General features: G+C 49.6%; 19 protein-coding genes. 6 read left to right on the forward strand and 13 right to left on the reverse strand.

Annotated elements, in window-relative coordinates:
• Window positions 1–447: 447 nt before the first annotated feature.
• The 13 genes from thrC to atpD all read right to left on the reverse strand — a co-directional run bounded on the left by thrC (window position 448) and on the right by atpD (window position 13,867).
• Window positions 448–1,761: a threonine synthase gene (thrC, locus tag NBH07_RS12030; RefSeq protein ID WP_009018563.1), complete on the reverse strand. Its 1,314-nt coding sequence runs from the start codon at window positions 1,759–1,761 to the stop codon at window positions 448–450.
• A 3-nt stretch (window positions 1,762–1,764) separates the two neighbouring features.
• Window positions 1,765–2,973, reverse strand: coding sequence for a cofactor-independent phosphoglycerate mutase (locus tag NBH07_RS12035; protein WP_009018562.1), 1,209 nt, complete (start codon window positions 2,971–2,973; stop codon window positions 1,765–1,767).
• A 2-nt stretch (window positions 2,974–2,975) separates the two neighbouring features.
• Complete coding sequence (thrA, locus tag NBH07_RS12040; protein ID WP_005861780.1) at window positions 2,976–5,417, reverse strand: bifunctional aspartate kinase/homoserine dehydrogenase I; 2,442 nt, start codon at window positions 5,415–5,417, stop codon at window positions 2,976–2,978.
• 281 nt (window positions 5,418–5,698) lie between these two features.
• A complete protein-coding gene (locus NBH07_RS12045; protein WP_008780814.1) occupies window positions 5,699–6,664 on the reverse strand; it encodes a DMT family transporter in 966 nt (321 codons plus the stop codon).
• A 156-nt stretch (window positions 6,665–6,820) separates the two neighbouring features.
• Window positions 6,821–7,684: a F0F1 ATP synthase subunit gamma gene (locus NBH07_RS12050; RefSeq protein WP_005861784.1), complete on the reverse strand. Its 864-nt coding sequence runs from the start codon at window positions 7,682–7,684 to the stop codon at window positions 6,821–6,823.
• Window positions 7,672–9,249, reverse strand: a complete 1,578-nt coding sequence (atpA, locus tag NBH07_RS12055) for a F0F1 ATP synthase subunit alpha (RefSeq protein ID WP_005865921.1) — start codon at window positions 9,247–9,249, stop codon at window positions 7,672–7,674. The genes NBH07_RS12050 and atpA overlap by 13 nt, the downstream gene beginning before the upstream one ends.
• Window positions 9,250–9,261: 12 nt before the next feature.
• Window positions 9,262–9,804, reverse strand: a complete 543-nt coding sequence (locus NBH07_RS12060; protein ID WP_009018561.1) for a F0F1 ATP synthase subunit delta — start codon at window positions 9,802–9,804, stop codon at window positions 9,262–9,264.
• Between the two features lie 3 nt (window positions 9,805–9,807).
• Window positions 9,808–10,308, reverse strand: a complete 501-nt coding sequence (gene atpF, locus NBH07_RS12065) for a F0F1 ATP synthase subunit B (protein ID WP_005861790.1) — start codon at window positions 10,306–10,308, stop codon at window positions 9,808–9,810.
• 14 nt (window positions 10,309–10,322) lie between these two features.
• Window positions 10,323–10,577 carry an ATP synthase F0 subunit C gene (gene atpE / locus NBH07_RS12070; protein WP_005861792.1) on the reverse strand — a complete coding sequence of 85 codons (255 nt, stop codon included), beginning with the start codon at window positions 10,575–10,577 and terminating at the stop codon, window positions 10,323–10,325.
• Between the two features lie 62 nt (window positions 10,578–10,639).
• Window positions 10,640–11,689 (reverse strand): F0F1 ATP synthase subunit A, encoded by a 1,050-nt coding sequence (atpB, locus tag NBH07_RS12075; RefSeq protein WP_156682358.1) that lies wholly within the window; start codon window positions 11,687–11,689, stop codon window positions 10,640–10,642.
• On the reverse strand, window positions 11,667–12,098 hold the full coding sequence (locus NBH07_RS12080; protein WP_008774073.1) for a hypothetical protein: 432 nt from the start codon (window positions 12,096–12,098) through the stop codon (window positions 11,667–11,669). Before NBH07_RS12080 ends, atpB begins: the two co-directional genes overlap by 23 nt.
• Window positions 12,099–12,110: 12 nt before the next feature.
• Complete coding sequence (atpC, locus tag NBH07_RS12085) at window positions 12,111–12,344, reverse strand: ATP synthase F1 subunit epsilon (RefSeq protein WP_005861798.1); 234 nt, start codon at window positions 12,342–12,344, stop codon at window positions 12,111–12,113.
• 5 nt (window positions 12,345–12,349) lie between these two features.
• The gene (gene atpD, locus NBH07_RS12090) at window positions 12,350–13,867 is read right to left on the reverse strand and encodes a F0F1 ATP synthase subunit beta (protein ID WP_009018559.1); all 1,518 of its coding nucleotides are present in this window, start codon (window positions 13,865–13,867) and stop codon (window positions 12,350–12,352) included.
• 377 nt (window positions 13,868–14,244) lie between these two features.
• Here atpD and NBH07_RS12095 point away from each other — a divergent pair, with 377 nt between their 5' ends.
• The 6 genes from NBH07_RS12095 (at window position 14,245) to NBH07_RS12120 (ending at window position 24,252) form a co-directional block, all read left to right on the forward strand.
• Window positions 14,245–14,976, forward strand: coding sequence for a copper homeostasis protein CutC (locus tag NBH07_RS12095; RefSeq protein WP_005861801.1), 732 nt, complete (start codon window positions 14,245–14,247; stop codon window positions 14,974–14,976).
• A gap of 167 nt (window positions 14,977–15,143) precedes the next feature.
• Window positions 15,144–15,524, forward strand: coding sequence for a hypothetical protein (locus NBH07_RS12100; protein WP_005861803.1), 381 nt, complete (start codon window positions 15,144–15,146; stop codon window positions 15,522–15,524).
• 90 nt (window positions 15,525–15,614) lie between these two features.
• The gene (locus NBH07_RS12105; protein ID WP_009018558.1) at window positions 15,615–16,778 is read left to right on the forward strand and encodes an efflux RND transporter periplasmic adaptor subunit; all 1,164 of its coding nucleotides are present in this window, start codon (window positions 15,615–15,617) and stop codon (window positions 16,776–16,778) included.
• Between the two features lie 5 nt (window positions 16,779–16,783).
• Window positions 16,784–19,942, forward strand: coding sequence for an efflux RND transporter permease subunit (locus NBH07_RS12110; RefSeq protein ID WP_005861806.1), 3,159 nt, complete (start codon window positions 16,784–16,786; stop codon window positions 19,940–19,942).
• Window positions 19,932–21,374 carry an efflux transporter outer membrane subunit gene (locus tag NBH07_RS12115; protein WP_009018557.1) on the forward strand — a complete coding sequence of 481 codons (1,443 nt, stop codon included), beginning with the start codon at window positions 19,932–19,934 and terminating at the stop codon, window positions 21,372–21,374. Before NBH07_RS12110 ends, NBH07_RS12115 begins: the two co-directional genes overlap by 11 nt.
• Window positions 21,375–21,606: 232 nt before the next feature.
• A complete protein-coding gene (locus NBH07_RS12120; RefSeq protein WP_009018556.1) occupies window positions 21,607–24,252 on the forward strand; it encodes a DUF5916 domain-containing protein in 2,646 nt (881 codons plus the stop codon).
• The last annotated feature ends 125 nt before the right edge of the window (window positions 24,253–24,377 follow it).

Genomic DNA, 24,377 nt, shown 5'->3' on the forward strand with positions numbered 1-24,377 from the left:
ATACGTAAGAACTGCACTTGGTAGTACTATCTGAGCTAATGTATAAAGTTGATTCGTTTCCATAGAGCAAAGGTAGAGATTTTAAATAGATGAAAATAATTATCCCCACCAATTATCAACTGATCCTATAAAAACTCTATTTCTCCAATAATTATACATTTGGCTTATAATTAATCGAATTTAACAACATGACTTTTCGGAAGAAAAGCTTGGTTATAATTTAGTTAAATAAAGAAAAGAGCTATCTCGTTCGTGAGAATATAGGTAGCTCACTATTTATTGGTGGTAGACTTGTGCCAATCGGCGATAGCTTGCCTACGGAATTTCTTTTTGAAATTCTCGCCTGTTTTGTATGTCCTAGGTGATATAAAATGGAAGGTGTGGCAAATTGATATTATCGATATTTGCCACACCTCCCCTTATCACTTACGAAAACTATTTTTCTTTTTACCGGCTCATCAAGAAAGATTTGAATCCCTCGAAATCTTTTGCCAGCTCGATGCTTTGTTTGGTTCCTTCCATGAAGACTTTCAGTTTCGCCGGGATCTCGATATCTGCCTCCAGTATCTTATCGACCGTTCCTTTGAATTTGGCGGGATGGGCGGTCTCAAGGAATAGACCCGTCTCGGTCTCGCTTAGATCGCTGTCTAGTAACCCTTGGTAGCCACAGGCTCCGTGCGGGTCGAGGATATATCCCGTCTCTTTATAGACGGCTCGCATCGTAGAGGCGATTTCCTCGTCCGTATAGCGATGTCCGGAGATCAGTGCGCATATTTCTTTATGAGGATCATTGAATGCGCCGAATAGGTCGATAATACGGGCGAAATTACTCGGATCGCCTACATCCATGGCGTTCGCTAGGGTGGCGACTGATGGGCGGGGTGTATAAGTTCCTGTATTCAGGTATTCCAAGAATACGTCGTTACGGTTGTTTGCCGCTACGAAACGCTTGATAGGGAGCCCCATCCAATAGGCAAACAATCCGGCGGTGATGTTTCCGAAATTACCGCTCGGCACGCAAACAACCAGCTCGTCCGCTTTTCCCAGCTTGTCCAGCTGAGCGTAAGCGTTGAAATAGTAGAACGATTGGGGCAAGAAACGGGCTACATTGATGGAGTTCGCCGAGGTCAGTTTCATATGACGGTTTAATTCCTCGTCCATAAAGGCGGATTTAACCAGCGCTTGGCAATCGTCGAACGTGCCGTCTATCTCCAATGCCGTGATGTTTTGTCCTAATGTCGTGAACTGGCATTCCTGTATCGGGCTGACCTTTCCCTTGGGATAAAGCACATACACGTGAATGCCCGGAACGCCTAGGAACCCGTTGGCGACGGCGCTTCCCGTATCGCCGGAAGTAGCTACCAATACGTTTACTTGCTTCAATCCCTCTTTCTTTATGAAATAACCGAGCAGACGAGCCATGAAGCGCCCTCCTACATCCTTAAAGGCCAATGTAGGCCCGTGAAATAACTCTAAGCTATAGATATTATCCTTTACGGGTACCACCGGGGTCTCGAAGGAGAGCGTATCTTTTACGATACCGTCCAATACCTCCGGTTCTATGTCTTCCCCGAAGAACATCTGAGCTACCGTGCAGGCGATCTCGTGGAAGGACTGGTTCTTCATGTTGGCTATCACCTCCTCGTCCAAGGAGTCGATATACTCGGGCATATATAATCCCTTATCGCCGGCCAGACCTTTTACGACGGCCTCTTCTAGGCTGGCTACAGGGGCTTGTTTGTTTGTGCTGTAATATTTCATGCTCTAATCGTTTAGAAATTCTTTTATAAATTGATCTTTTTCCAGTATGCCATATTTGCCGTTTGATACGGAGAACTCATCAAATGTGGTAACGGAGTCGGGTTGCTCGCCCGGCTTGTAAATCAGGAATGGAACCGGGGTATTCGTATGCGTACGTATGGAGCAAGGAGTGGGGTGGTCCGGAAGGATAGCGATCGCTACCGGCTCGTCCCATTTTTGCGTTTCCTCGTAGATGATACGTACGGCACGGTCGTCCAGATACTCTATCGTCTTGATCTTTAAGTCTACGTCTCCTTCATGCCCGGCCTCGTCGCTTGCCTCGATATGCAGGTAGACGAAGTCGTTTGTCTTGAGGGCCTCAAGGGCGGCGTGCGCTTTTCCCTCGTAGTTCGTGTCGTATAATCCGGTAGCTCCCTCTACGTGAAGCACCTCGAGGCCGGCGTAAACGCCGATTCCCCGGATGAGATCGACGGCGGAGATCACGGAGCCTTTTCCGAAGCCGTACATCTCCCGCATCGTTCGCATGGCCGGACGGTAGCCCGGAGACCAAGGCCAGATACTGTTCGCCGGATCTTTCCCCGCTGCCATACGTTTGAGGTTCACCGGGTGATCCTTTAAGATCTCTTGGGACTTGAGGATTAATTCGTTTAATAAATCGGCGGTCTCTCGTGCTTCCGGAACTTCCGGTTTTATCATTAAAGGCCGGAAAGGATGGAGGGGTACGTCGTGTGGTGGCGTGCAATCCAGACGCTTATCGCCTCCTTTGATTACCAATAGGTGGCGGTAGGAGACACCTGTATAGAACTTGACATGGTCGGAACCTAATCGCTCGTTCAGGCATTGGATCAACTCGTCCGCTTCCTCCGTGGAGATATGGCCGGAAGAGTGATTCTTCAAGATGTCGCCTTCTACGCAGATTAAGTTACAACGCATCGCCATCTCGCCGGGCTGCAGGGCGACGCCTATACTGGCGGCTTCCAATACACCCCGTCCCTCGTATACGGAGGGCAGGTCATAGCCTAATACCGCCATGTTCGCGACCTCGCTACCGGGATGGAAACCATCCGCTACGGTTTTCATCTGCCCGGTTACTCCCAGTTCCGCCAATTTATCCATATAAGGCGTCTTGGCGTATTGCATCGGGGTCTTGCCTCCCAGGGCCTCTATCGGCTCGTCGGCCATTCCATCGCCTAAAATGATAATGTGCTTCATACCTATCGAATATTTGCGATGGATATGATGTCGGCGAATACGCCTGCGGCCGTCACGTCGGCCCCGGCACCATATCCCTTGATGATCATTGGATATTCATGATATCTCTCGGTGGAGATCATGATGATATTGTTGCTGCCCTCCAGTTCATAGAACGGATGGTGGCTGTCTACGGCTTGTAGGCCTACCTCGCAAGCGCCGTTCTCCATCTTCGCCACGAAACGGAAGCGTTTGCCTTCCGCTTCCAGTAGCTGGCGTTTCTCCTCGAAACCGGCATCCGTATCCTTGATATTCTTCCAGAAGTCCTCAAGGGAACCCTCGAAGTACTTTTCCGGGATGAACAGGTTCCGTTTTACGTCGGCTTGCTCCACCGGATAACCGGCCTCACGCGCCAAGATTACCAGCTTACGGATTACGTCTTTGCCGCTAAGGTCGATACGCGGGTCCGGCTCGGCGTATCCGGCTTCCTTTGCCATGTGGATCGCCTCGCTGAAAGGGATATCGGCGCTGATCGTATTAAAGATATAATTCAGCGTACCGGAAAGTACGGCCTCCAGTTTCAATATATGGTCGCCGCTATTGATCAAGTCGTTCATCGTATTGATAATCGGGAGGCCGGCGCCTACGTTCGTCTCGAACAAGAACTTGATGTCCCGGTGGCGGGCGGTCTCCTTTAGCTTGGTATAATTATCGTAGGAGGAGGAGGCCGCTTCTTTGTTAGCTGCCACGACGGACACGTTATTGTTCATCAACGTCTCGTAAAGAGCCGCTACGTCCGGGCTTGCCGTGCAATCCACGAATACGGAGTTGAAGATATTCATCTTTACGATCTCCTCGCACAGATGCTCCGGGTTACTCTCTTCCCCGTTCTCCTTCAGCTCCTCCAGATAATTGTCGAGGTTGATCCCTTCCCGGCATAAAAGGGCTTTCTTGGAGTTTGAGATACCTACGACATTCAGCTTCAAACCGTTTTGCCGCATCAGTTTCGGTTGCTGGATACGTATCTGTTCCAATAAATTGCCGCCCACGGTTCCTACACCGGCAATGAAAAGGTTCAATACCTTATATTCAGATAGGAAAAAAGAGTCATGAATGGAGTTCAACGCCTTGCGAAGGTATTTATGCTTGATAACGAAAGAGATATTCGTTTCGGAAGCGCCTTGGGCGCAAGCGATCACGCTGATGCCCGCACGTCCCAGCGTACCGAACAGCTTACCGGCGATACCCGGGGTACGTTTCATGTTCTCGCCTACGATAGCGACGGTAGCCAGATCCTTCTCCGCTACGGTATCGTTCATATCACCCTGCGCACGCTCCAAGGCGAACTCGTCGTTCAATACTTGTACGGCCAAATCAGCGTCGGCGTTACGTACGGCGAAAGTCGTGTTGTTCTCGGAGCTGGCTTGCGATACCATAAATACGCTGATGCCATTCTTGGCAAGCGTCTTAAAGATCCGGTAGTTCACGCCGATCACGCCCACCATACCTAAACCTTGTACCGTGATCAAGCAGGTATCGTTGATGGAGGAAATACCCTTGATGATGGCCTTGCCTTCCTCTTTCACCCGCTCTTTCGAGATATAGGTTCCGGGAGCGGTCGGGTTGAAGGTATTCAAGATACGGATCGGGATATTCTTATGATAAACCGGATAGATCGTCGGCGGATAGATTACTTTCGCCCCGAAGTTACACAACTCCATCGCCTCCGTGAAAGTAAGCCGGTCGATTACGTAGGCGGAGCTGATCACACGGGGATCGGCGGTCATGAAACCATCCACGTCCGTCCAGATCTCCAAGGTGTTAGCGTCTAAGGCGGTCGCCAAGATGGAGGCGGTATAATCCGATCCCCCTCGTCCGAGGTTCGTAACCTCTCCGGTTTCCGTACTGGAAGAGATGAACCCGGGCACCAAGGAAACCTTGGGCAGCGGCGAGAAGGTCTCTTTTATGAGCTTGTTGGTCAAGTCGAAATCCACGATATGCTTGTTGAATTGCTTAACTGTCTTGATATATTTGCGTGAGTCGAACAACTTAGCGTCCTTGATCACGTTCGAGACGATCAGGGAAGATAGGCGCTCGCCATAACTTACGATCGTATCGGATGTCTTGGCGGATAAATCGTTAATCAAATAAACACCTTTGAAAATATTGCTCAATTCATCCAGTAAAGCCATCACTTTCTTCTGGACATCCATGCGTACCTCCTTGTCCTCGATCACTCCCTCGATCACGTCCAGATGGCGGGCGATGATCTCCGATAATTCTTTCTCGTAGGCAAGGTCGCCTTTAGAAGCCATGGTAGAAGTGGCCAGTAATTTATCGGTGATGCCCCCTAAGGCGGAGACAACCACGATTACGGGCTCTTCGATAGCCTCTACTATTTTCTTTACACTTAAGATACTATTCACGGAACCTACGGATGTTCCGCCGAATTTTAATACTTTCATCGATATGTATTTTTAATGGTTCATCGAGGATTGGCAATCAAGAAAGGCTTTTTCATGATTAGCAACCGACAATGACCGATTGATTAAACTTATTTATGTAAAAGGAGAAATAAAAAAGGATGCAATACGAGATTGCGACATAGCGTGACGTGGTCTACGCGAATGCTTATTAATAGATTCTAACCCCCCAAGGGGTCATCAATGCCCATGTATAATATGAGGACTCTACACTCATCATTGATTTTGTATTGTGCTTATTCTTTTATATTATGGGGGCAATATTACGCATTATTTTTCATATTGCAAGCGTTTTTGTCAAAAGATTGACTATTTTGTTGTTCAAGGTCTGCCCGGCTCTTGCTTTGGGTCACTAAATAGACGCCGGAGAAAACAAGTGCGGCCGATACTAGTTTCGTTACGCTAAAGCTATCCTGACCGATGCATACGGCGATAAAGGAAGCTACGATCGGTTGGATATAATTGTACATGCTGACGGTAGTCGGGCGGATTCGCTTTAAGGCCAGCGGTATTAATAAATAGGGTACGAACGTGGCCCCGAATAACACGAAGAAGATGGCTCCCAGCTCTTGGCCGTCGAAGACCTCTTTGTGGAAAGCCGGGGTATTCCAGATGGATTCGATAGCGAAAGGCAGGGTAATCAGCGTGGAGAACAGGAACATCCATTTCATCATCGTGACGGATGAGTACTTGAGTGTTAGTGGCTTGGATACTACCAAATAGATCGAGTACATGAATCCGCTAACCGTAATCAACAGGTTTCCCCCTAGACTGCTCGCTTGATTGGAACCTTGCGTGGATTGTAGTATCAAGGAGATCGCCCCGCATATGCCAAGCAGTACCCCGAACGTTTTCATCCGTGTGATCGGTTCCTTTAGGATTAGGGCCGCCAAGATCATGACAAAGATGGGGACGGCGGTCGCTATGATGGAAGCGTCTACCGGCGACGTGGTATTCAATCCCCAGATAAACAGCCCTTGGTTCAAGCCTACTCCGCAAAGGGCGCAAAGGCATAGAAGTCCCAAGTCCTTCAACGGCACTTTCTCATAGGGAACGAATAGAGAGGTGATCCAGAACATCACGCAAGCGAAGCTCATCCGCATACTGGTCAGCGCCTCGGGTTGCACATGCTCGGGGAGTAGATATTTGGATACGGGCATATTAATGGCGAACAGGATGTTGGCCGCTAAAATAAGGAGATGCCCTTTTAGCTTTTCTTGATTCATCATAAGTACGATCCTAGATTGGTATAATATAAATGTATACAGGCTTATGTTTTGGTGAGCAAAGGTCTTACTTTTTTTTGTAAATAAGAAATGATCCGTTAGTAAAGTGTTTTACATACGGATCATTGTCTGTTTAGTCAAGGAAGCATCCCGTTTTTATTACGATGAAACGGCCGCTCCTCCCATGATATCCAGCAATTCGTTGGTGATGGCTTGCTGGCGGGTTTTATTATATTGCAAAGTTAATTGTTGGATTAAATCGTTCGCATTGTCGTTGGCGGTCTGCATGGCCATCATACGGGCGGCGTGCTCGGCGGTTGAGGTGTCGAGTAGGATCGTATAGATGGTTAGGTTCAGCAATTTCGGGAAAAGCCGGTTACGCAACTCTTCCGCCGAGGGCTCAAGGATGTAGTCGGTGGCCGTTTCCGCCGCTTCCGTATCCGAGAGGGAAAGGGGAAGATACGTCTTGTGGGTTACGACTTGTGTCGCCATGTTCTTGAAATGGTGATACAGTAATTCCACCCGGTCTGCTTTACCTGTGACGAACAGCTCCATGAGACGGTTCGCCAAGGATACGGCGCTTTCATAAGACGGTTTTTCGCCGATCGTGATGAAATCAGTGTCGAAGCTATAACCCGCTTTATGAAGCTCATCCGCTATTTTCTTGCCGATAGGGTAGAGGCGTACCTCTATTTGCTGGTTCTTATAAGTCTGGATCGTGGCGGATAACTCTTTCCATATATTGGCATTGAATGTCCCGCATAACCCCGTGCTCGAGGCGAATACGGCGATAGCCACCTTGCTCACCTTACGCTGTTCGGTGTAAGGTGAGTCTAGGTCGCATTCCGCCGAAAGAAGACCGTTTAAGATAGCGGATAGTTTATTAGCATATGTAAGTGTGTGCTCGGTTTGCGTCTGGGCATGATGAAACTTGGCCGACGATACCATTTTCATGGCGGCGGTGATCTTCTGCGTGCTCCGTATAGAGGCGATCCGGACTTTTATTTCTTTCAATGAACCCATAACTCCTTCGCTGTTTTTTCCAATATACCTCGTATCTCATCATTGATAACGCCGGTCTTTAAGACATCCAGTACGTCCCGTTGGTGAGAGGTACGTAACTCTTGCAAAAACCTTGCCTCGAACTCATGCACCTTGTCCAATGGAACCTCTTTCAGCAGACCTTGCGTTCCGCAATAAAGGATCGAGATTTGCTCTTCCACCGGCATCGGGCTATATTGAGGCTGTATCAGTAACTGGGTATTCTTCTGCCCTTTATCGATCGTGAAAGCGGTGACGGCATCCATCTCGCCCCCGAACTTGGAGAATGATTCCAATTCACGGAACTGAGCCTGATCGATTTTCAAGGTACCCGCTACCTTTTTCATCGCCTTTAATTGCGCGTTACCGCCTACACGGGAAACAGAGATTCCGACGTTGATAGCCGGGCGGTTCCCTTGGTTGAATAAATCGGTCTCAAGGAATATCTGTCCGTCGGTGATAGAGATCACGTTGGTCGGGATATAAGCCGATACGTCTCCCGCCTGAGTCTCGATGATCGGTAAAGCGGTCAAGGAGCCACCGCCTTTCACCTTGTCTCTCATGCTTTCGGGGAGATCGTTCATCTCACGGGCTACCTCCGGCTGGTTGATGATCTTGGCGGCACGTTCCAATAGGCGGGAGTGCAGGTAAAAGATATCACCCGGGTACGCCTCACGTCCGGAAGGACGGCGAAGGATCAAGGAAACCTCACGGTAGGCGACCGCCTGTTTGGACAGATCGTCGTAGACCACCAAGGCGTGTCGTCCGCTATCCCGGAAGTACTCTCCGATGGCCGCTCCGGCGAACGGGGCGAAATATTGCATGGCTGCCGGGTCGGAGGCGGTCGCGCTTACGACAATCGTATAGTCCATGGCGCCTTTCTCTTGCAAGGTGTTCACCAAGGCCGCTACCGTGGAACCCTTTTGCCCGATCGCCACGTAAATACAGTAAACCGGGTTCCCTGCCTCGTAGTTGCTACGTTGGTTGATGATGGTATCGATAGCGATCGAGGTCTTTCCCGTCTGCCGGTCGCCGATGATCAACTCACGTTGTCCCCTTCCGATAGGGATCATAGCGTCTACGGCCTTGATACCGGTTTGCAAAGGCTCGTTTACCGGCTGACGGAAGATCACACCCGGAGCCTTGCGCTCAAGCGGCATCTCGCAAGTCTCGCCAAGGATCTCGCCTTTCCCGTCGATCGGGTTTCCCAATGGGTCGATCACACGCCCGATCATCCCCTCGCTGACATCGATAGAGGCGATGCGGCCCGTGCGTTTTACGGTGTCGCCCTCCTTGATTCGGTCGGTCGGACCTAAAAGGACGGCGCCTACATTATCTTCCTCCAAGTTCATCACGATCGCTTCCATCCCGTTATCGAATTGAAGCAACTCGTTCGCCTCCGCATTATCCAGCCCGTAGATGCGGGCCACGCCGTCACTCACCTGCAATACGGTCCCGACCTCCTCCAGCTTGATGCTGGTATGGATTCCTTCCAATTGCTGGCGCAGGATGGAGGAGACTTCACTCACTTTTATCTGTTCTGTCATACTTCTTCTTTTTTATCTGTTTTCGAGTAGCCCGGTACGGATATCCCGTAGTTGCGTCGCATAGCTAGCGTCTATCCGGTAATTGCCGATGCGTAGGCGGAAGCCCCCGATTAGTTCCGGTTCCACATGGCCGGAGAACTCGATCGTGCATCCCGTCTCTTTCCGCAGCTTGTCTTGCAGGTGAGACTTGACCGCATCGTCTACCGTTACGGCTGTGTCGAATCGTACCCGGGTAATCTTTTTCTCTTTCCGGTACAAATGGATATAAATGTATGCGATGAAGGGCAGTAACGTCTCCCGTTTATGGGCTAATACCAGATTGATAAAACGTGTATATAGCTCGCATACCTCGATACCTCCCGCCGCCGTAAGCAATTTCACTTTCTCCGGTACGGAAACGATCGGGTTGCTCAAGGCATCCCTAAGCTCCGGCTCCATCGAGAAGCTGTCCGCCAACATCTTCATATCATCATATACCCGGCTTTCCTGTCCCTTGTCTTTCGCTAGGGAGAAAAGCGCTTTGGCATACCGGGAAGAAATAGTTCCTATATCCATACCTTACGATTTACTAAACGATACCTCATCCAGCAGCCGGTCGATCATCTGTTGTTGTTCCTTATCCCGGCCGATTTTCTCTTTCATTACTTTCTCTGCGATAGCGATAGACAGATCCGCTATCTCCGAGCGGACTTCGCGAATAGCTTTCTCTTTTTCTTCGCGGATACGCCGGGTAGCCTCCTCTATCTGCAGATGTGCCTCGGAGACAGCCTTTTTCCGTGCCTCCTCGATGATCCGCTCCTTTTCGGCAAAGGCTTCCTTCAGGACGGCGTTTTGCTTTTCCTTGGCCTCGGCTAGCATCTTCTCGCCCTCGGCTTGGATATGGGCAAGTCGCTCATTCGCCTGACGTGCCGTCTCTAAGGAATTGTCAATGTAAGCTTTCCGTTGTTCGATTGCCTTGACGATCACGGGAAAACCGTATTTGGAAAGGATCACGAAGACAATCCCGAATGAAACGATCATCCAGAATAGAAGCCCTGAATCCGGTGTTAATAAAGACATAGTTTGTTACTTTTTTATTGGAACAACGCTAAGAAACATACGACAATAGCGAACAATGCCACACCTTCTACCAACGCTCCCATAATCAACATCGAGGTACGGATCTCTCCTGCGGCCGACGGCTGGCGTCCAATAGCTTCAACGGCACCTTTACCGATCAATCCGATTCCGATACCTGCACCTATGGCGGCGAATCCCGCTCCTATAGTGGCTCCCATCTTCGCTACGCCCATCCCGGCTGCCGCTTGTAATAAAATAGTCGATAACATAGTGTTTAATTTTAAATTAGTAACCTTAATAATATAATTCTAATACCTTAATTTCTTTGGATTTATTCCCTTACCTTGGCCAATCCGATATAGTTGGCCGACAGCAGGGTGAAAATATAAGCTTGCAAGCAAGCCACTAACAATTCCAGACAGTTCATGAACGCACAGAACAAGACGGATACGATCGTCATACCTAAATTCACGGCTACTCCCATCGTTACCGTTATGAATATCAAACAGGTTAGCGCCAAGATAATCGTATGGCCCGCCATGATGTTGGCGAACAGACGGATCATCAACGCGAACGGCTTGGTGAATACCCCGAAGAACTCCACGAACGGCATGATCGGCAAGGGCAGTTTCAAGTAGATCGGCGCTTTGGGCCAAAAAATCTCTTTCCAATACACTTTCGTGGCGAACAGGTTGACCGCTATAAACGTACAAAGTGCCAATACGCCTGTTACCGCTATATTTCCCGTAATATTAGCGCCTCCCGGGAAAACCGGTATGATCCCGATCAGGTTATTGATCAAGATAAAGAAAAATACCGTCAGCAAATAGGACGAGAACGGCTTATATTCTTTTCCGATCGCCTCTTTGATCACCCCGTCTTGTATGTAGGAGATGGCCATTTCCATCAATCCGATAAATCCGCCCGGCGCCTCGTTCGGGTGCTTTTTATACCAATGGGCGGTCCGGAGAACGATGAAAAGCAAGAGGCCGCAACTGAGGAACAGTCCGCAAACATTCTTGGTCAATGAGAAATCCATCGGGCGAACCTCTTCTCCTGCACTGTTCTTCTCAACAACCTTTCCCGCATGCTCACCTTCCCCGGCGATATAATAATTGTGATGCGTCCGGCCATGATGTAGATGGGATGACAGGAATAAATCCCATCCTCTTTCCTCGCTTTTTACCAAGATAGGCAGGGGAATCGCAATCTCTTGTCCGTTCCATTCCGTGATATGCCATGTATAGGCGTCTTGAATGTGGGAGAAGACGATATCCTGCACGTCTATCTCGCCGGACGCCGCTTTTGCCGGAGTGAGAAAGCTGAGCCACATCCAGAAAGCGATCCATATGTATTTGTTATCTTTGATTGTACTCATCATCCTTTTCCCTTTTCTCTCTTTTCATTCTTTTCTTTTCAAACAGATATAAAATGTAAGTCTCCAGTCCGAGGTAAATGAAATAGAATAACATCAACGTGAAACCAAATGTCTTTAATTGTTGCCCGACAAACGCCGCGTACATCCATAAGAAGACGAAAGCGAGCGTGAACTTACACAACCGGACTAGCATGTACATGGTTACGGTCACATCTCCGTTTTTCCTTTTTACCCGGTCTAGGAAGAAAGTCATCGCCATGGCCATGACCCAGTAAAAGAAGGGAATGGACGGATACCACGAGAAATAGTGTTCCGGCCAGATGGTATATAATAAACCACCCAATGAAACGCCTATTGCCACGTTGATAAACGTGATCAAACCCATTAACCTCATTTTTAATCTGCCATTCATTGTCGTATGTTTTTATTCGACGCAAACGGATAGGATGTCGTCTTTTACCTCTACGAATCCGCTTTGTATCGTTTGTTCTTGTCTTTTGCCGTTTGCCTCGAACCGGATCGTACCCGCCTTCAACGCTGCTATCAATGGGGCGTGATGAGGCAAGATATCGAATGAACCGGCAACTCCCGGGAATGAGACAGATTCGGTCTCGCCTTCGAAAAGAATGCCGTCCGGTGATACAATTTCCAGTTTCATATCGATTAATTTGCTTGTTTTTTCAGCTGCTTGGCCTTCTCCAAGACATCCTCGATGGTTCCTACGTTTAAGAATGCCTGTTCGGGTATGTCATCCGTTTCCCCGTCCATGATCATCTTGAATCCCCGGATCGTATCCTCTATAGAGACCATGACACCGGGTACGCCAGTGAATTGTTCTGCCACGGAGAAGGGCTGGGACAGAAAACGTTGTACACGGCGGGCCCGGTTGACCGTTAGCCTGTCCTCGTCGGAAAGTTCTTCCATACCGAGGATGGATATGATATCTTGAAGTTCCTTGTTCCGTTGCAGGATTTGTTTTACCCGTTGCGCTGTGTCGTAATGCTCCTTGCCTACGATTAGCGGATCAAGGATGCGGGAGGTGGATTCCAGCGGGTCTACGGCCGGATAGATACCGAGTTCCGTGATCTTGCGGCTGAGGACGGTTGTTGCGTCCAAGTGCGTAAAGGTAGTCGCCGGAGCCGGGTCCGTCAAGTCATCGGCAGGAACATACACCGCCTGTACGGAGGTGATGGAGCCCTTCTTGGTTGATGTGATACGCTCTTGCATAGCTCCCATTTCCGTGGCCAATGTCGGTTGGTAACCTACGGCGGAAGGCATACGCCCCAGCAAGGCGGAAACCTCGGAACCGGCTTGGGTGAAACGGAAGATATTATCGATGAAGAATAATATATCTTTTCTTTCTCCCTCAGAGGCTTTGTCACGGAAGGATTCGGCGATCGTCAAACCGGATAAGGCCACGGACGAGCGGGCGCCCGGCGGTTCGTTCATCTGCCCGAATACCAAGGTAGCCTGCGACTTAGCCAATTCATCGTAATCGATCTTCGACAAGTCCCAGTTGCCTGCCTCCATACTCTTCTTAAACTCCTCGCCGTATCGGATGACACCGGATTGGATCATTTCACGCAATAGGTCATTTCCTTCACGTGTACGTTCACCCACACCGGCGAAGACGGAGAATCCGTTGTTTTTCTTTGCGATGTTGTTGATCAATTCCATGATCAATACCGTTTTGCCGACTCCGGCTCCTCCGAAAAGTCCGATCTTGCCTCCTTTGGCGTAAGGTTCCAATAAATCGATTACTTTAATACCCGTGTACAAGACCTCTTGGGTCGTTGTCAGATCCTCGAATTTAGGAGGCTCACGATGGATGGGAAGAGCCCCGTCTTTAGTAAGCTGGGCCATGCCATCGATAGGGTCGCCGGTGACATTCATTAAACGTCCTTTGACTTGGTCGCCGGTCGGCATGGTGATGGGCATTCCGTATGACACGGCCTCCATGCCTCGTCTCAATCCGTCGGTCGTATCCATCGCTACGGTACGGACGGTGTTTTCCCCGATGTGTTGCTGAACTTCGACGATCAAGATCTTTCCGTTTGGGCGGGAAATCTCCATGGCGTCGTGGATACGGGGGAGGGTTACTGTTTCTTCTGTCCCATAATCAAAGTGGATATCCACTACCGGGCCGATAACCTGTGAGATATAGCCTTTTATTTCTCCCATAAAGCCTATTTGTTATTTATCTTAACCTATTAAAATGTCGTTGCAATATTACGTTTTATGGCGTTTCGATCCTTGAAAATAGAACTTTTTGTGTCTTTTTGAGATTAGTTAAACATTAAACTATTTAGCTGTAGTTCCGAAATAGACCAATTTGTTTCTTATTTGGACGAATCAGAAAGCTATAGTCAAATTTCTAAGGCATAGATAGATAAGGAGATACGAATTTGCTGCCTTTTTGATAGTAAAGGTGACAGTTCTGTTTTATTTTGTTAATCCATAATAGAGGTGTTTTTAATGGTATCGGATAGTTATTTGTGGTTCTGTTGAGCAAGTGGTGATATTTATGTAATTTTGTACGTCAACAATACTAAATAAACATGAAACGAATTATTGAGATATGCGCGAACTCCGCCCAGAGCTGTGTGGAGGCGGAGGCGGGAGGCGCTACCCGTGTAGAGCTTTGCGCCGGGATACCCGAAGGGGGAACTACACCTAGTTATGGAGAGATCAAGACGGCGAAGGCTCTGACTTCCAAGATCGATATCAATGTGATTATCCGTCCGAGAGGCGGTGATTTCTTGTATACGGAAGCCGAGGTACAATCCATGCTATTGGATATAGAACTGTGCAAGGAGCTAAAAGTGCATGGCGTCGTTTTCGGCTGTCTTACGAAAGACGGGGATATCGATGTACCCTTGATGCGGCGCTTGATCGAGGCGGCAAAACCTCTGTCCGTAACTTGTCATCGTGCTTTCGATGTTTGCCGGGACCCATTCACTGCGTTGGAGCAGCTAATCGAGTTGGGATGCGACCGTATCTTGACCTCCGGCCAGCAATCGGATGCCGTGAAAGGAATCCCCTTGATCGCCGAGCTGGTGAAACGTGCGGACGGACGGATCATCATCATGCCGGGATGTGGCGTACGTGAGAATAATATCGGGAAAATAGAGGCGGAGACAGGAGCGAAAGAGTTTCATACGTCCGCCCGAAGTATCGTATATAGTAAAATGGAATACCGCAATGAGAATGTCCCGATGGGAAGCAGTATCGTGTCCTCCGAATTCGAGACGGTGCAAACGGATCGGGAGAAGGTAAAAGCATATATTTAAGTGCTGGTATAGGCGTGAGCCTGTGTCGGTATTGGTGTAGCCCTACGCCTATACCGGCATCGCCTCATGCCTATACCGGCGTGGGGCGATACCAATACTCGTATGCGGGTGAAATGTTTTTTCTTCCCAAAAAGATTGTTTATCTTTGCGCCTCCATTAGATAAAAGATGCTAAATGTAACAGTGAATAATCGTTTTGGGTTTCACCAGCGTATCATGCTTATGATCATGTTGGTGCTGTTACAGTTTTATTCCATTGGAAGCGATTTCTTTCCGGAGAATATTACCACTACCTCGATGGAAATAGTCGATAAAGAGGCACCCGATGTGTTGTTGGATTTTGACGATAACGCCTCCTTGCGAACGGTACGTCAGGAGCAAGTGCAAATCCGAGCCTTGGAGATCGATTTGATATGGGACTTGTTTACGATTCTGGATTTACATGAATTAATTCATTCCTTGGAACTACGGCAATGCGCCAAGCTTCCTTTATTTTATAACCTACACAAAGCACAGAATTTCGTTTGGTTCTGTTCCTATCTGATTTAGTAGAACTTACCTGTTTCTTATTGTCGCGCATGGGGTGATTCGCCTATGTGCTTTTCGTCGTATTCAAATAATTATAAATCTATAAGTTTTATGAGGATAAAATTGTTTTCTAACTATTTACCCTTACTATGCTTAACGGCTTGTGTATGGGTATCTTGTAGCCAAAACCGGGAGAAAAAGTCCGGGAAGAAAGATCATACGCCGGTGATGCGGTTAACCACGACCACGATCGAGGTGCCGCAGTCCTATGTAGCGGATGTACAAGCCGTACAGTTCGTAGAGGTGAAACCGAAAGTGGAAGGGTTCGTGGAGGCCGTCCTTGTAGATGAGGGCGAGCACGTGAAGAAAGGGCAGGTGCTTTTCAAGCTTTCCTCGGCGGAATTGTACGAGGAGGTGAAAGAGGCGCAAGCCAATCACAAACAGGCCCAAGCCGAGTTGAAGATGGCGGAGGTAGAGGTAGACCGCATCAAGCGTTTGGTGGAGAAAGATATCATCTCGCCGATTCGTCTGGAGCAGGCGATGGCCGAGGCGGACGTGGCACGCTTGCAGGTGCAACAGGCCAAATCCCGTTTGCAACGTGCGGAGACTAATTTCTCGTACACGACGATCACGGCTCCTTTCGAGGGATACGTGGACCGCATCCCCTTTAAGGTGGGAAGTTTGGTTACGCCGAGCAGCTTATTGACCTCCTTGACGGACGTATCGGATATGTTCGCCTATTTCAAGATCAACGAGAAGGAGTATCTGGAATATAAACGGACGCAGTTGAGCGGTATCGACCAGCCGGAGTATAATAATCTGGAGCTGATCCTTTCCGACCAATCCACCTATCGGTATAAAGGGAAGGTAGAGACCGTGGAGGGCGACTTTGAGCGGGGTACCGGATCGATCGCTTTCCGTGCCCGTTTTGCGAACCCGGAACGTTTGCTGCGACATGGCGTATCCGGTAAGATCCGGATGCTGACCAAGATGGAGAACGTGGTCTTGGTTCCTCAGCAATCCACTTTCGAGATACAGGATTTTACCTATGTATATACGGTAGCGGAAGATGGAAAGGTGAGCGTACGTAGCTTCGAGCCGTTGGCCCGCCACGGTTCTTATTACGTGACACAGGATTTGCCGGACCAGACCGTCATCGTCTACGAGGGTGTTCAGATGATCACGGACGGCATGACTATCAATCCCGATATGGTAGATGGAGCCACGATCCATCGCCAATTGGAATCGTCTAACGAAATCGAGAATAATAAGTAAGCCCTATGTTTGAAATATTTATCAGACGCCCTATCTTATCGGGCGTGATCTCGGTGGTAATTGTCTTCTTGGGATTGCTGGCGATCAACTCTTTGCCGATCACCCAATTCCCGGATATCGTGCCCCCATCCGTTACCGTTACCGCCCGTTATACCGGAGCGAACGCCGACGTGATGGCGAAAACGGTGGCGACTCCGTTGGAGCGTGCCATCAACGGCGTGCCCGGAATGACCTATATGACCTCTGTTTGTACGAACGACGGTATGTCCTTGACTACGATCTATTTCAAGGTCGGTACCGATCCGGACGTAGCTTCCGTGAATGTGCAGAACCGTGTGACCACCGTGCTGGATGAGCTTCCGGAAGAGGTGATCCGTGCCGGCGTGATCACGGAGAAGGAGGTGAACAGTATGTTGATGTACCTGAACATCATGAGCTCGGATAGTACCCATACGGAGAAATTCGTATATAACTTTGCCGATATCAATATCTTGCGTGAGTTGAAGCGTATCGACGGCGTGGGATTCGTGGAGATCATGGGTAGCCGCGACTATGCGATGCGTGTATGGCTGAACCCGAACCGATTGGCGGCTTATAATATGTCGCCGCAAGAGGTTACGGAGGCGATCCGCTCGCAGAATATCGAGGCGGCGCCGGGTAAGACGGGTATCAGCTCCGACAAGATCCCGCAGCAATTGCAATACGTCTTGCAGTATAGCGGTAAGTTCAGCACGCCGGAGGAATATGGCGAGATCGTCTTGAAAGCCCTGCCGGACGGTTCCGTGCTTCGCCTGAAAGACGTGGCTACGATCGAGTTTGATTCCGAGGATTATAATATGATCTCCATGACGGACGGAAAGCCCTCGGCCTCTATCATGATCAAGCAGCGTCCGGGCTCTAACGCCCGTGAGGTGATCCAGCAGATCAAGGCGAAGATGGAGGAATTGAAGGAAACGACATTTGCCCCGGGTATGGAATATAATATCTCGTACGACGTATCCCGTTTCTTGGACGCTTCCATATCGGTCGTGCTCAAGACCTTGCTGGAGGCGTTTATCTTGGTATTTATCGTGGTGTATCTTTTCTTGCAGGATTTCCGGTCTACGTTGATACCCGCTATCGCCGTTCCGGTATCGTTGATCGGTACGTTCTTCTTTATGCAGATGCTGGGTTTCTCGATCAATATGCTGACTTTGTTCGCCTTGGTGCTTGCTATCGGTATCGTGGTGGATAACGCGATCGTGGTGGTAGAGGCGGTCCACGTGAAGATGCACAACGAGAAGCTGCCCCCGTTGAAGGCGACGAAAAAGGCGATCGGTGAGATCGGAGGGGCGATTATCGCTATTACGCTGGTGATGTCCGCCGTGTTTATCCCGGTCGGTTTCATGGATGGTACGGTGGGTATCTTCTATCGCCAGTTCTCATTGACGCTTGCTGTGGCGATCGTGATCTCCGGCGTGAACGCCTTGACGTTGTCTCCGGCTCTTTGCGCCTTGTTACTGAAGCCGGTATCTCATTCGAAAAAGGCGAAGAAGGGCCTTCTGACTCGTTTCTTCGAGGGCTTTAACCGCCGTTATGATTTCTTGGAGCGTCGTTATCGCTTGAATTTAAGATGGTTCTTGAACCGTCGGATGCTGACGTACGCAACCTTGATCCTTTTCTGTCTGGCCACGTGGGGCATGACGTTCGTGTTGCCTTCCGGCTTTATCCCGAACGAGGACCAAGGTATGATCTATGTGAACGTAGACGCACCTCCCGGAGCTACCTTGGAGCGTTCGGAAGCTGCCTTGAACAAGGTGCAAGCGGCTTTGTTGCCGTTGGAAGAGGTGGAGACGATCTCTACCTTGGCCGGCTATAGCTTGATGACCGAGACGGAGGGTGCCAGCTTCGGTATGGGTATGATTAACCTAACCCCTTGGGATCAACGGGAGCAGACGGCGGCGGAGTTGATGAGTGTGTATGCCGATCGTGTCGCCCATATCAAGGATGCGGACATCCAGTTCTTCCTGCCGCCTACGGTTCCGGGATTCGGTAACGCGAGCGGCTTCGAGCTTCGTCTGCAAGATAAGACCGCCGGTACGTTCGCCGAGTTGGATGAGGTCGCCAAGAACTTCGTGGCGAAGCTGAACGCTGATCCTCGCCTGACTGGTGTCACTTCCGGCTTCAACCCGAATTTCCCGCAATATCTGCTCCGGGTGGATTTGGCGAAGGCGGCTAAGCTAGGCATCAACGTGAACGAGTCCATGGAAACCTTGCAATCCTATGTAGGTAGTTTCTATTCCTCCAACTTCGTCCGTTTCGGCCAGATGTACAAGGTCATGTTGCAAGCGGCGCCGGAGTATCGTATGAATCCGGAGGATTTGTTCAGCCTGTATGCTAAGAATAAGGAGGGGAATATGGTGCCTTACTCCAACTTCATGACGATGGAGCGTGTGTATGGCCCGAGCCAGATTACCCGTTACAACCTGTTTACCTCGGCCATGATTACCGGCGAGGCCGCCCCGGGTGTCAGCTCGGGTGAGGCGTTGGCGGCTGTCGAGGAGATCGCTTCCGAGGTATTGCCCCGTGGTTACGATACCGAATGGTCCGGTGTGGCGAAGGAGGAGAAAGAGTCCGGCGGGCAAACGTTGGTGATTTTCGCTATTTGTTTGGCATTCGTCTATCTGTTGCTTGCCGCCCAATACGAGAGCTTATTGCTTCCGCTTCCGGTCATCCTGTCGCTTCCGGCGGGTGTGTTCGGCTCGTTCTTCTTGCTGTACGTGGTAGGGCTGGAGAATAACATCTACGCGCAGGTGGCGTTGGTGATGTTGATCGGTTTGCTGGGAAAGAACGCGATCTTGATTATCGAGGTGGCGAACCAGTGCCGTAAGGAAGGTATCAGCGTGATGGGGGCCGCTATTCAAGGGGCTACCAGTCGTTTGCGCCCGATCCTAATGACCTCCTTCGCTTTTATCAGCGGCTTGATCCCGTTGACGATCGCCTCGGGAGCCGGTGCCTTGGGTAATCGTTCGATCGGTACGGCGGCGGCCGGAGGTATGTTGATCGGTACGTTTGTCGGTATCTTCTTGATCCCGGGGCTTTACGTGATCTTCGAGTCGCTGGCTACTTATTTTAAAAAGAGAAAAGAGAAAGAGCAAATTAAAGAAGACGAGTATGTGTATTGATAAGATGAGATATATAATGATAGGCTGCGCCTTGGCTCTGATTGCTTTGGCCGGTTGTAAGACTCCCGAGCTATCGATGGACGAGCGGATCTCGCTTCCGGAATCCGGCGAGATGGGAATGAACGACGCTACGTTCGTGAAACCGCTGTCGTGGGATGTCTTTTTCCAAGATACCTTATTGCGAGGCTATGTGGATGTGGCTTTACGCAATAACCATTCCTTCCGGCAGAGCATGGAGCGCATCGCCATGAGCCGCGCGGCCTTGCAGCGGGCGAAAGGGCTTTTGCTGCCGGACGTGAATTTGAACATCGGAGCCTCCGTGAACCGTTTCGGTGAATATACGATGGATGGTGTGGGGAATAGCGAGACGAACGTGCCTTCTTTGCCAAAAGATAAGCATATACCGGACCCTTACCGGGATTTCGGCTTGAGCTTGAGCTTTCAATGGGAAGCGGATATCTGGGGCAAACTGACCCGGAAGAAGCAGGCCGCCGCCGCTCGCTGGATGGCTTCCGTGGAGGCTACCCGTTTTGCCCAGTCGATGTTGATCTCCGATTTGGCGATTCAATATTATGAGTTGATCGGCTTGGACCGGCGTAAGGAGGTGTTGCGGAACGCGCTGGCCAGTGCCCGTCGTTCCCATGAGCTGACCCGCCAGTTGAAGAAGGAAGGGGCGGAGACGCAGTTGGCGGTCGATCAGTTTTATGCCCGTGTGCTGTCGATCGAGAGTAAGTTGCTGGAAAACGATCAGTTGATCGGTGAGAAGGAGCGAGCGATCGCCTGCCTGTTGGGTGTTTTCCCTTTCGAGATTCGCCGGATGGGATTCGATGAGTTGCGTAAGTTGCCGGTTCCCTTGTCGGAAGGGATTCCGGCGAACCTCTTGACGTTGCGTCCGGATGTACGTTCCGCCGAGATGGAGCTGATCGCCTCCAAGGCGGATGTGATAGCGGCGAAGGCAGCTTTCTATCCCTCGTTGGTGCTTGGCGCCAGTGGCGGTTTCAATGCGTTTGATGTGGGTAAGTGGTTTCATTCGCCGGCCTCTTTGGTGTACGACTTGGCGGCGGGTATCACGGCGCCTATCTTCCGCCGCAATGAGATCCGTTCGATGTGGAACGAGGCGAAGGCTTCCCAGCGTATCGCTTTATCCCAATACCACGAGACCGCTTTGAACGCTTACACCGAGGTGCTCGATCTCTATTGCGCCAGCCAGACCCAAACGGAGCGTATCCGCTTGAAAGAGAAAGAATCCCTTGCCCACCAACGTTCCGTGGTGAATGCTGGCGAGATGTTCCAATTAAGCTATACCGGTTTCTTGGAGGTTCTTTCCGCCGAGGAGCGTTATTTGGATAGCGAGCTGGAGCATATCGATATCGTCACCGATTTATGCCGGAAGAAGATATTGCTATACCGGGCGTTGGGAGGCGGTTGTTGATTTTTATCGTGACGCTATTGTTATTGTACTGCAACCCGCATTGCAGTGTTACTGCACGCCGGTTGCAGTAGCGCTGCACGTGTGTCGCGGTAATACTGCAAAACGGGGTGCAGTGAGTACTTGATATCGTATGCCTTCGGCTTCGTTGCGATAAATCTAAGGAAGATGTGTTCTTTTCTGAAAAGAAGTGCTTATCTTTGAGGCTTATTGTTATCTTATAGTCTAGACCATTATGAAATATCTGACTCTACTCGTGTTTTTAGGAATCTCGTTGTTGTGCGAAGCCCAGCAAGATTCGATCGTCCCTTTTGAGAAAGCTTATAAGCGTACCTATAATATCCGGAAAGTATCGGGAGTGAAACCTACGATTGACGGTAAGCTGGATGAGGACTTTTGGACGAAGCAAGGCGAATGGTCGGATCGTTTCGTACAGATTATCCCCTATGAGCGGGCGATCACCCAATCTCCGACCCGGGTGAAACTTTTCTATGATGATAAATATATCTATATAGGCGTGTATTGTAAGGACGCCGTGCCGGATAAGATGAACCGTTTTATCGGGAACCGGGATGATAATAGTCTGGGCGATTTGATCAGTGTCGCTTTCGATACCTACCATGATTATCGTGCGGCACCGGAATTCAATATCAATCTAGGAGGAAATAAGACGGATCTGGTCGTAACGGATAAGTTGAACGTCAACCTTAGCTGGAACGCCGTTTGGGAAGGACGAACGAATATCAACCGGGCGGATTCCAGTTGGACCGCCGAGCTGCGTATCCCGTTCAGCCAGTTGCGTTATAACCAGCGATCGGAGGATGGCGTTTGGGGCTTGCATGTACGCCGTATCATCCGTAGGAATAACGAGGTGCAAAATTGGAGCATGATCCCCTTGAAGAATAACGGACATGTCTTTTCGTTCGGAAACATGAGCGGCATGGACTCTGTTCCCAAGCCTCGTGGCATCGAGTTCTTGCCGTATGTAATGGGTAAATACAGGCAGGAACCCCGGATAGACGGCAGCCCTTATCAAAAAGGGTATAGCTGGGGAGGAAACGTGGGCTTGGACGCTAAGTTCGCCCTCTCGGATTATACGTTGGATATGACGATCAATCCGGATTACGGACAAGTGGAGTTGGACCCCTCCGTAATGAACCTTACGGCTTACGAGACGTTTTACGATGAGAAACGCCCCTTCTTCTTGGAAGGAAAACATATCTTGGATTTCGCGAACGGTAGCGATATGATGTTTTATACCCGTAGGATCGGCGCCTCTCCCTCTTATACGCCACGGGGTATAGACAATGTAGGCAGTTATGCCGAGACGAAAGAGAATGTGCCGATTATTGGTGCTTTGAAACTGACGGGTACGAATAAACGGGGCTTGACGATCGGAGTGATCGAGAGCGTAACGGCACGTTCCTCCTCCAAGGTTACCCGTAACGGGGTGGAGGATGTGGAAGTCGTGGAGCCTTTGACAAACTATACCGTGGCCCGTGTGCAAAAGAACTGGAAGGGGAATACCTTGCTGGGCGGTATGGTGACTTCGGTAAACCGTGCCTTGGATCAGCCTTATCTGGAGGATTTCATGGTGCGTAACGCTTTCACGGCGGGTATTGACTTTACCCAGTATTTCAAGAATCGCCTTTATTATATAGATGTAAAGGGAATGTTGAGTTCCTTGCATGGTAGCGCCGGGGCGATCACGGCTTTGCAGAATAGCGTGGCGCATTATTATCAAAGGGCTTCCTCCGCCGATTATCTGGGGGTGGATCCTACCCGTCGCTCCCTGACCGGAACGGGTGGTTATGTGAAAGTGGGACGGAAAGGAAACGCCAAATGGAACTTCTCGGAGACCTTTACTTGGTCGTCACCCGGTTTCGACTTGAATGATATGGGATATATGAAGGAGACAGATTATCTGATGAATGAGACGGAGATCATGTATCGGCAGACCGATATCTGGAAGATATTCCGGTACAACGCCTTTACCCTGTCCCAAAAGAATATGTGGAATTACGGCGGTACTCCTTTTAGCAACAACGCTTCTTTGCGTTGGCAAAGTATGACGATGAACCGGTATGAATGGGATGTCAAGGAAACCTTTGCTTGGAATTGGCTGGATAGCCGCTTGCTGCGAGGGGGACCGGATGTTCGCTTCGGTTCTTATTTCTTAACTTCCGCTAAGTTCAATACCGATAAGGCGAAACGAATGATGTTCATGCTCAAATACGAGGGCGATCATAATTTCGAGGGAAATCGCTTCAATACGATCTCGCCGAGCTTGACATTCCGCTTGGGAAACCATGTCTATTTGTCCGGTCAACTGGATTATGCGTGGAATACGGATGAGATGCAATATGTGGCTACGACGAGTCCGCTTAGCTCGAGTAGCTTGGCCCCTTATTATTATGTCATGGGCCACATGGATCAGAAGACCTATGGCCTCACGCTGAAATTACAAGTGAACGTGACCCCCGATATTTCCATTCAATTTTATGGTGCCCCGTTCACCTCCATCGCTAAATACGATGATTTTAAATTAGCGGCGGATACGAAGTCGCATACCTTTGAGAACCGTTTCCAACGTATTGATCCGGATCAATTGACTTATGCGGATGGAGTCTATACCATCGGGGAGGGAGCTGGGCAGATGCCTTTTAGGAACCCTGATTTTAGGTTTAACGAGTTTCGTTCCAACTTGGTAGCCCGCTGGGAATACTTGCCCGGTTCCACGCTTTATTTCGTATGGGAACACCGGATGTCTAACCGGGACAACTGGTACTCCTCCGGCTGGGGAAGTAATCTGGATCGTATGTGGGGACTCCCCGCTACAAATACGTTCATGATCAAAATGAATTATTGGTTCAATCTATAGTCTATTTGTAGTTCGGATTGAATTATTGAATGGATGTTGGCGGAACCTGATCGTGTTGTTTGTTTTTTATGATTTTTATTTATATTTGCGGTGAAAAGAAAAATGCTTCTCAATGCAAACAAGAT

This window comes from Parabacteroides sp. B2-S-102, from assembly GCF_023656665.1.
Taxonomy (GTDB): domain Bacteria; phylum Bacteroidota; class Bacteroidia; order Bacteroidales; family Tannerellaceae; genus Parabacteroides; species Parabacteroides distasonis.

Coding starts and splice junctions, on each gene's coding strand:
- atpF (WP_005861790.1), bottom strand. CDS start 10,308: ATGTCTTTATTAACACCGGATTCAGGGCTTCTATTCTGGATGATCGTT.
- NBH07_RS12080 (WP_008774073.1), bottom strand. CDS start 12,098: ATGAATGGCAGATTAAAAATGAGGTTAATGGGTTTGATCACGTTTATC.
- NBH07_RS12095 (WP_005861801.1), top strand. CDS start 14,245: ATGAAACGAATTATTGAGATATGCGCGAACTCCGCCCAGAGCTGTGTG.
- NBH07_RS12115 (WP_009018557.1), top strand. CDS start 19,932: ATGTGTATTGATAAGATGAGATATATAATGATAGGCTGCGCCTTGGCT.
- NBH07_RS12045 (WP_008780814.1), bottom strand. CDS start 6,664: ATGATGAATCAAGAAAAGCTAAAAGGGCATCTCCTTATTTTAGCGGCC.
- thrA (WP_005861780.1), bottom strand. CDS start 5,417: ATGAAAGTATTAAAATTCGGCGGAACATCCGTAGGTTCCGTGAATAGT.
- atpB (WP_156682358.1), bottom strand. CDS start 11,689: ATGATGAGTACAATCAAAGATAACAAATACATATGGATCGCTTTCTGG.
- NBH07_RS12060 (WP_009018561.1), bottom strand. CDS start 9,804: ATGGATATAGGAACTATTTCTTCCCGGTATGCCAAAGCGCTTTTCTCC.
- NBH07_RS12035 (WP_009018562.1), bottom strand. CDS start 2,973: ATGAAGCACATTATCATTTTAGGCGATGGAATGGCCGACGAGCCGATA.
- atpC (WP_005861798.1), bottom strand. CDS start 12,344: ATGAAACTGGAAATTGTATCACCGGACGGCATTCTTTTCGAAGGCGAG.
- NBH07_RS12100 (WP_005861803.1), top strand. CDS start 15,144: ATGCTAAATGTAACAGTGAATAATCGTTTTGGGTTTCACCAGCGTATC.
- NBH07_RS12050 (WP_005861784.1), bottom strand. CDS start 7,684: ATGGGTTCATTGAAAGAAATAAAAGTCCGGATCGCCTCTATACGGAGC.
- NBH07_RS12105 (WP_009018558.1), top strand. CDS start 15,615: ATGAGGATAAAATTGTTTTCTAACTATTTACCCTTACTATGCTTAACG.
- thrC (WP_009018563.1), bottom strand. CDS start 1,761: ATGAAATATTACAGCACAAACAAACAAGCCCCTGTAGCCAGCCTAGAA.
- NBH07_RS12120 (WP_009018556.1), top strand. CDS start 21,607: ATGAAATATCTGACTCTACTCGTGTTTTTAGGAATCTCGTTGTTGTGC.
- atpD (WP_009018559.1), bottom strand. CDS start 13,867: ATGGGAGAAATAAAAGGCTATATCTCACAGGTTATCGGCCCGGTAGTG.
- atpA (WP_005865921.1), bottom strand. CDS start 9,249: ATGACAGAACAGATAAAAGTGAGTGAAGTCTCCTCCATCCTGCGCCAG.
- atpE (WP_005861792.1), bottom strand. CDS start 10,577: ATGTTATCGACTATTTTATTACAAGCGGCAGCCGGGATGGGCGTAGCG.
- NBH07_RS12110 (WP_005861806.1), top strand. CDS start 16,784: ATGTTTGAAATATTTATCAGACGCCCTATCTTATCGGGCGTGATCTCG.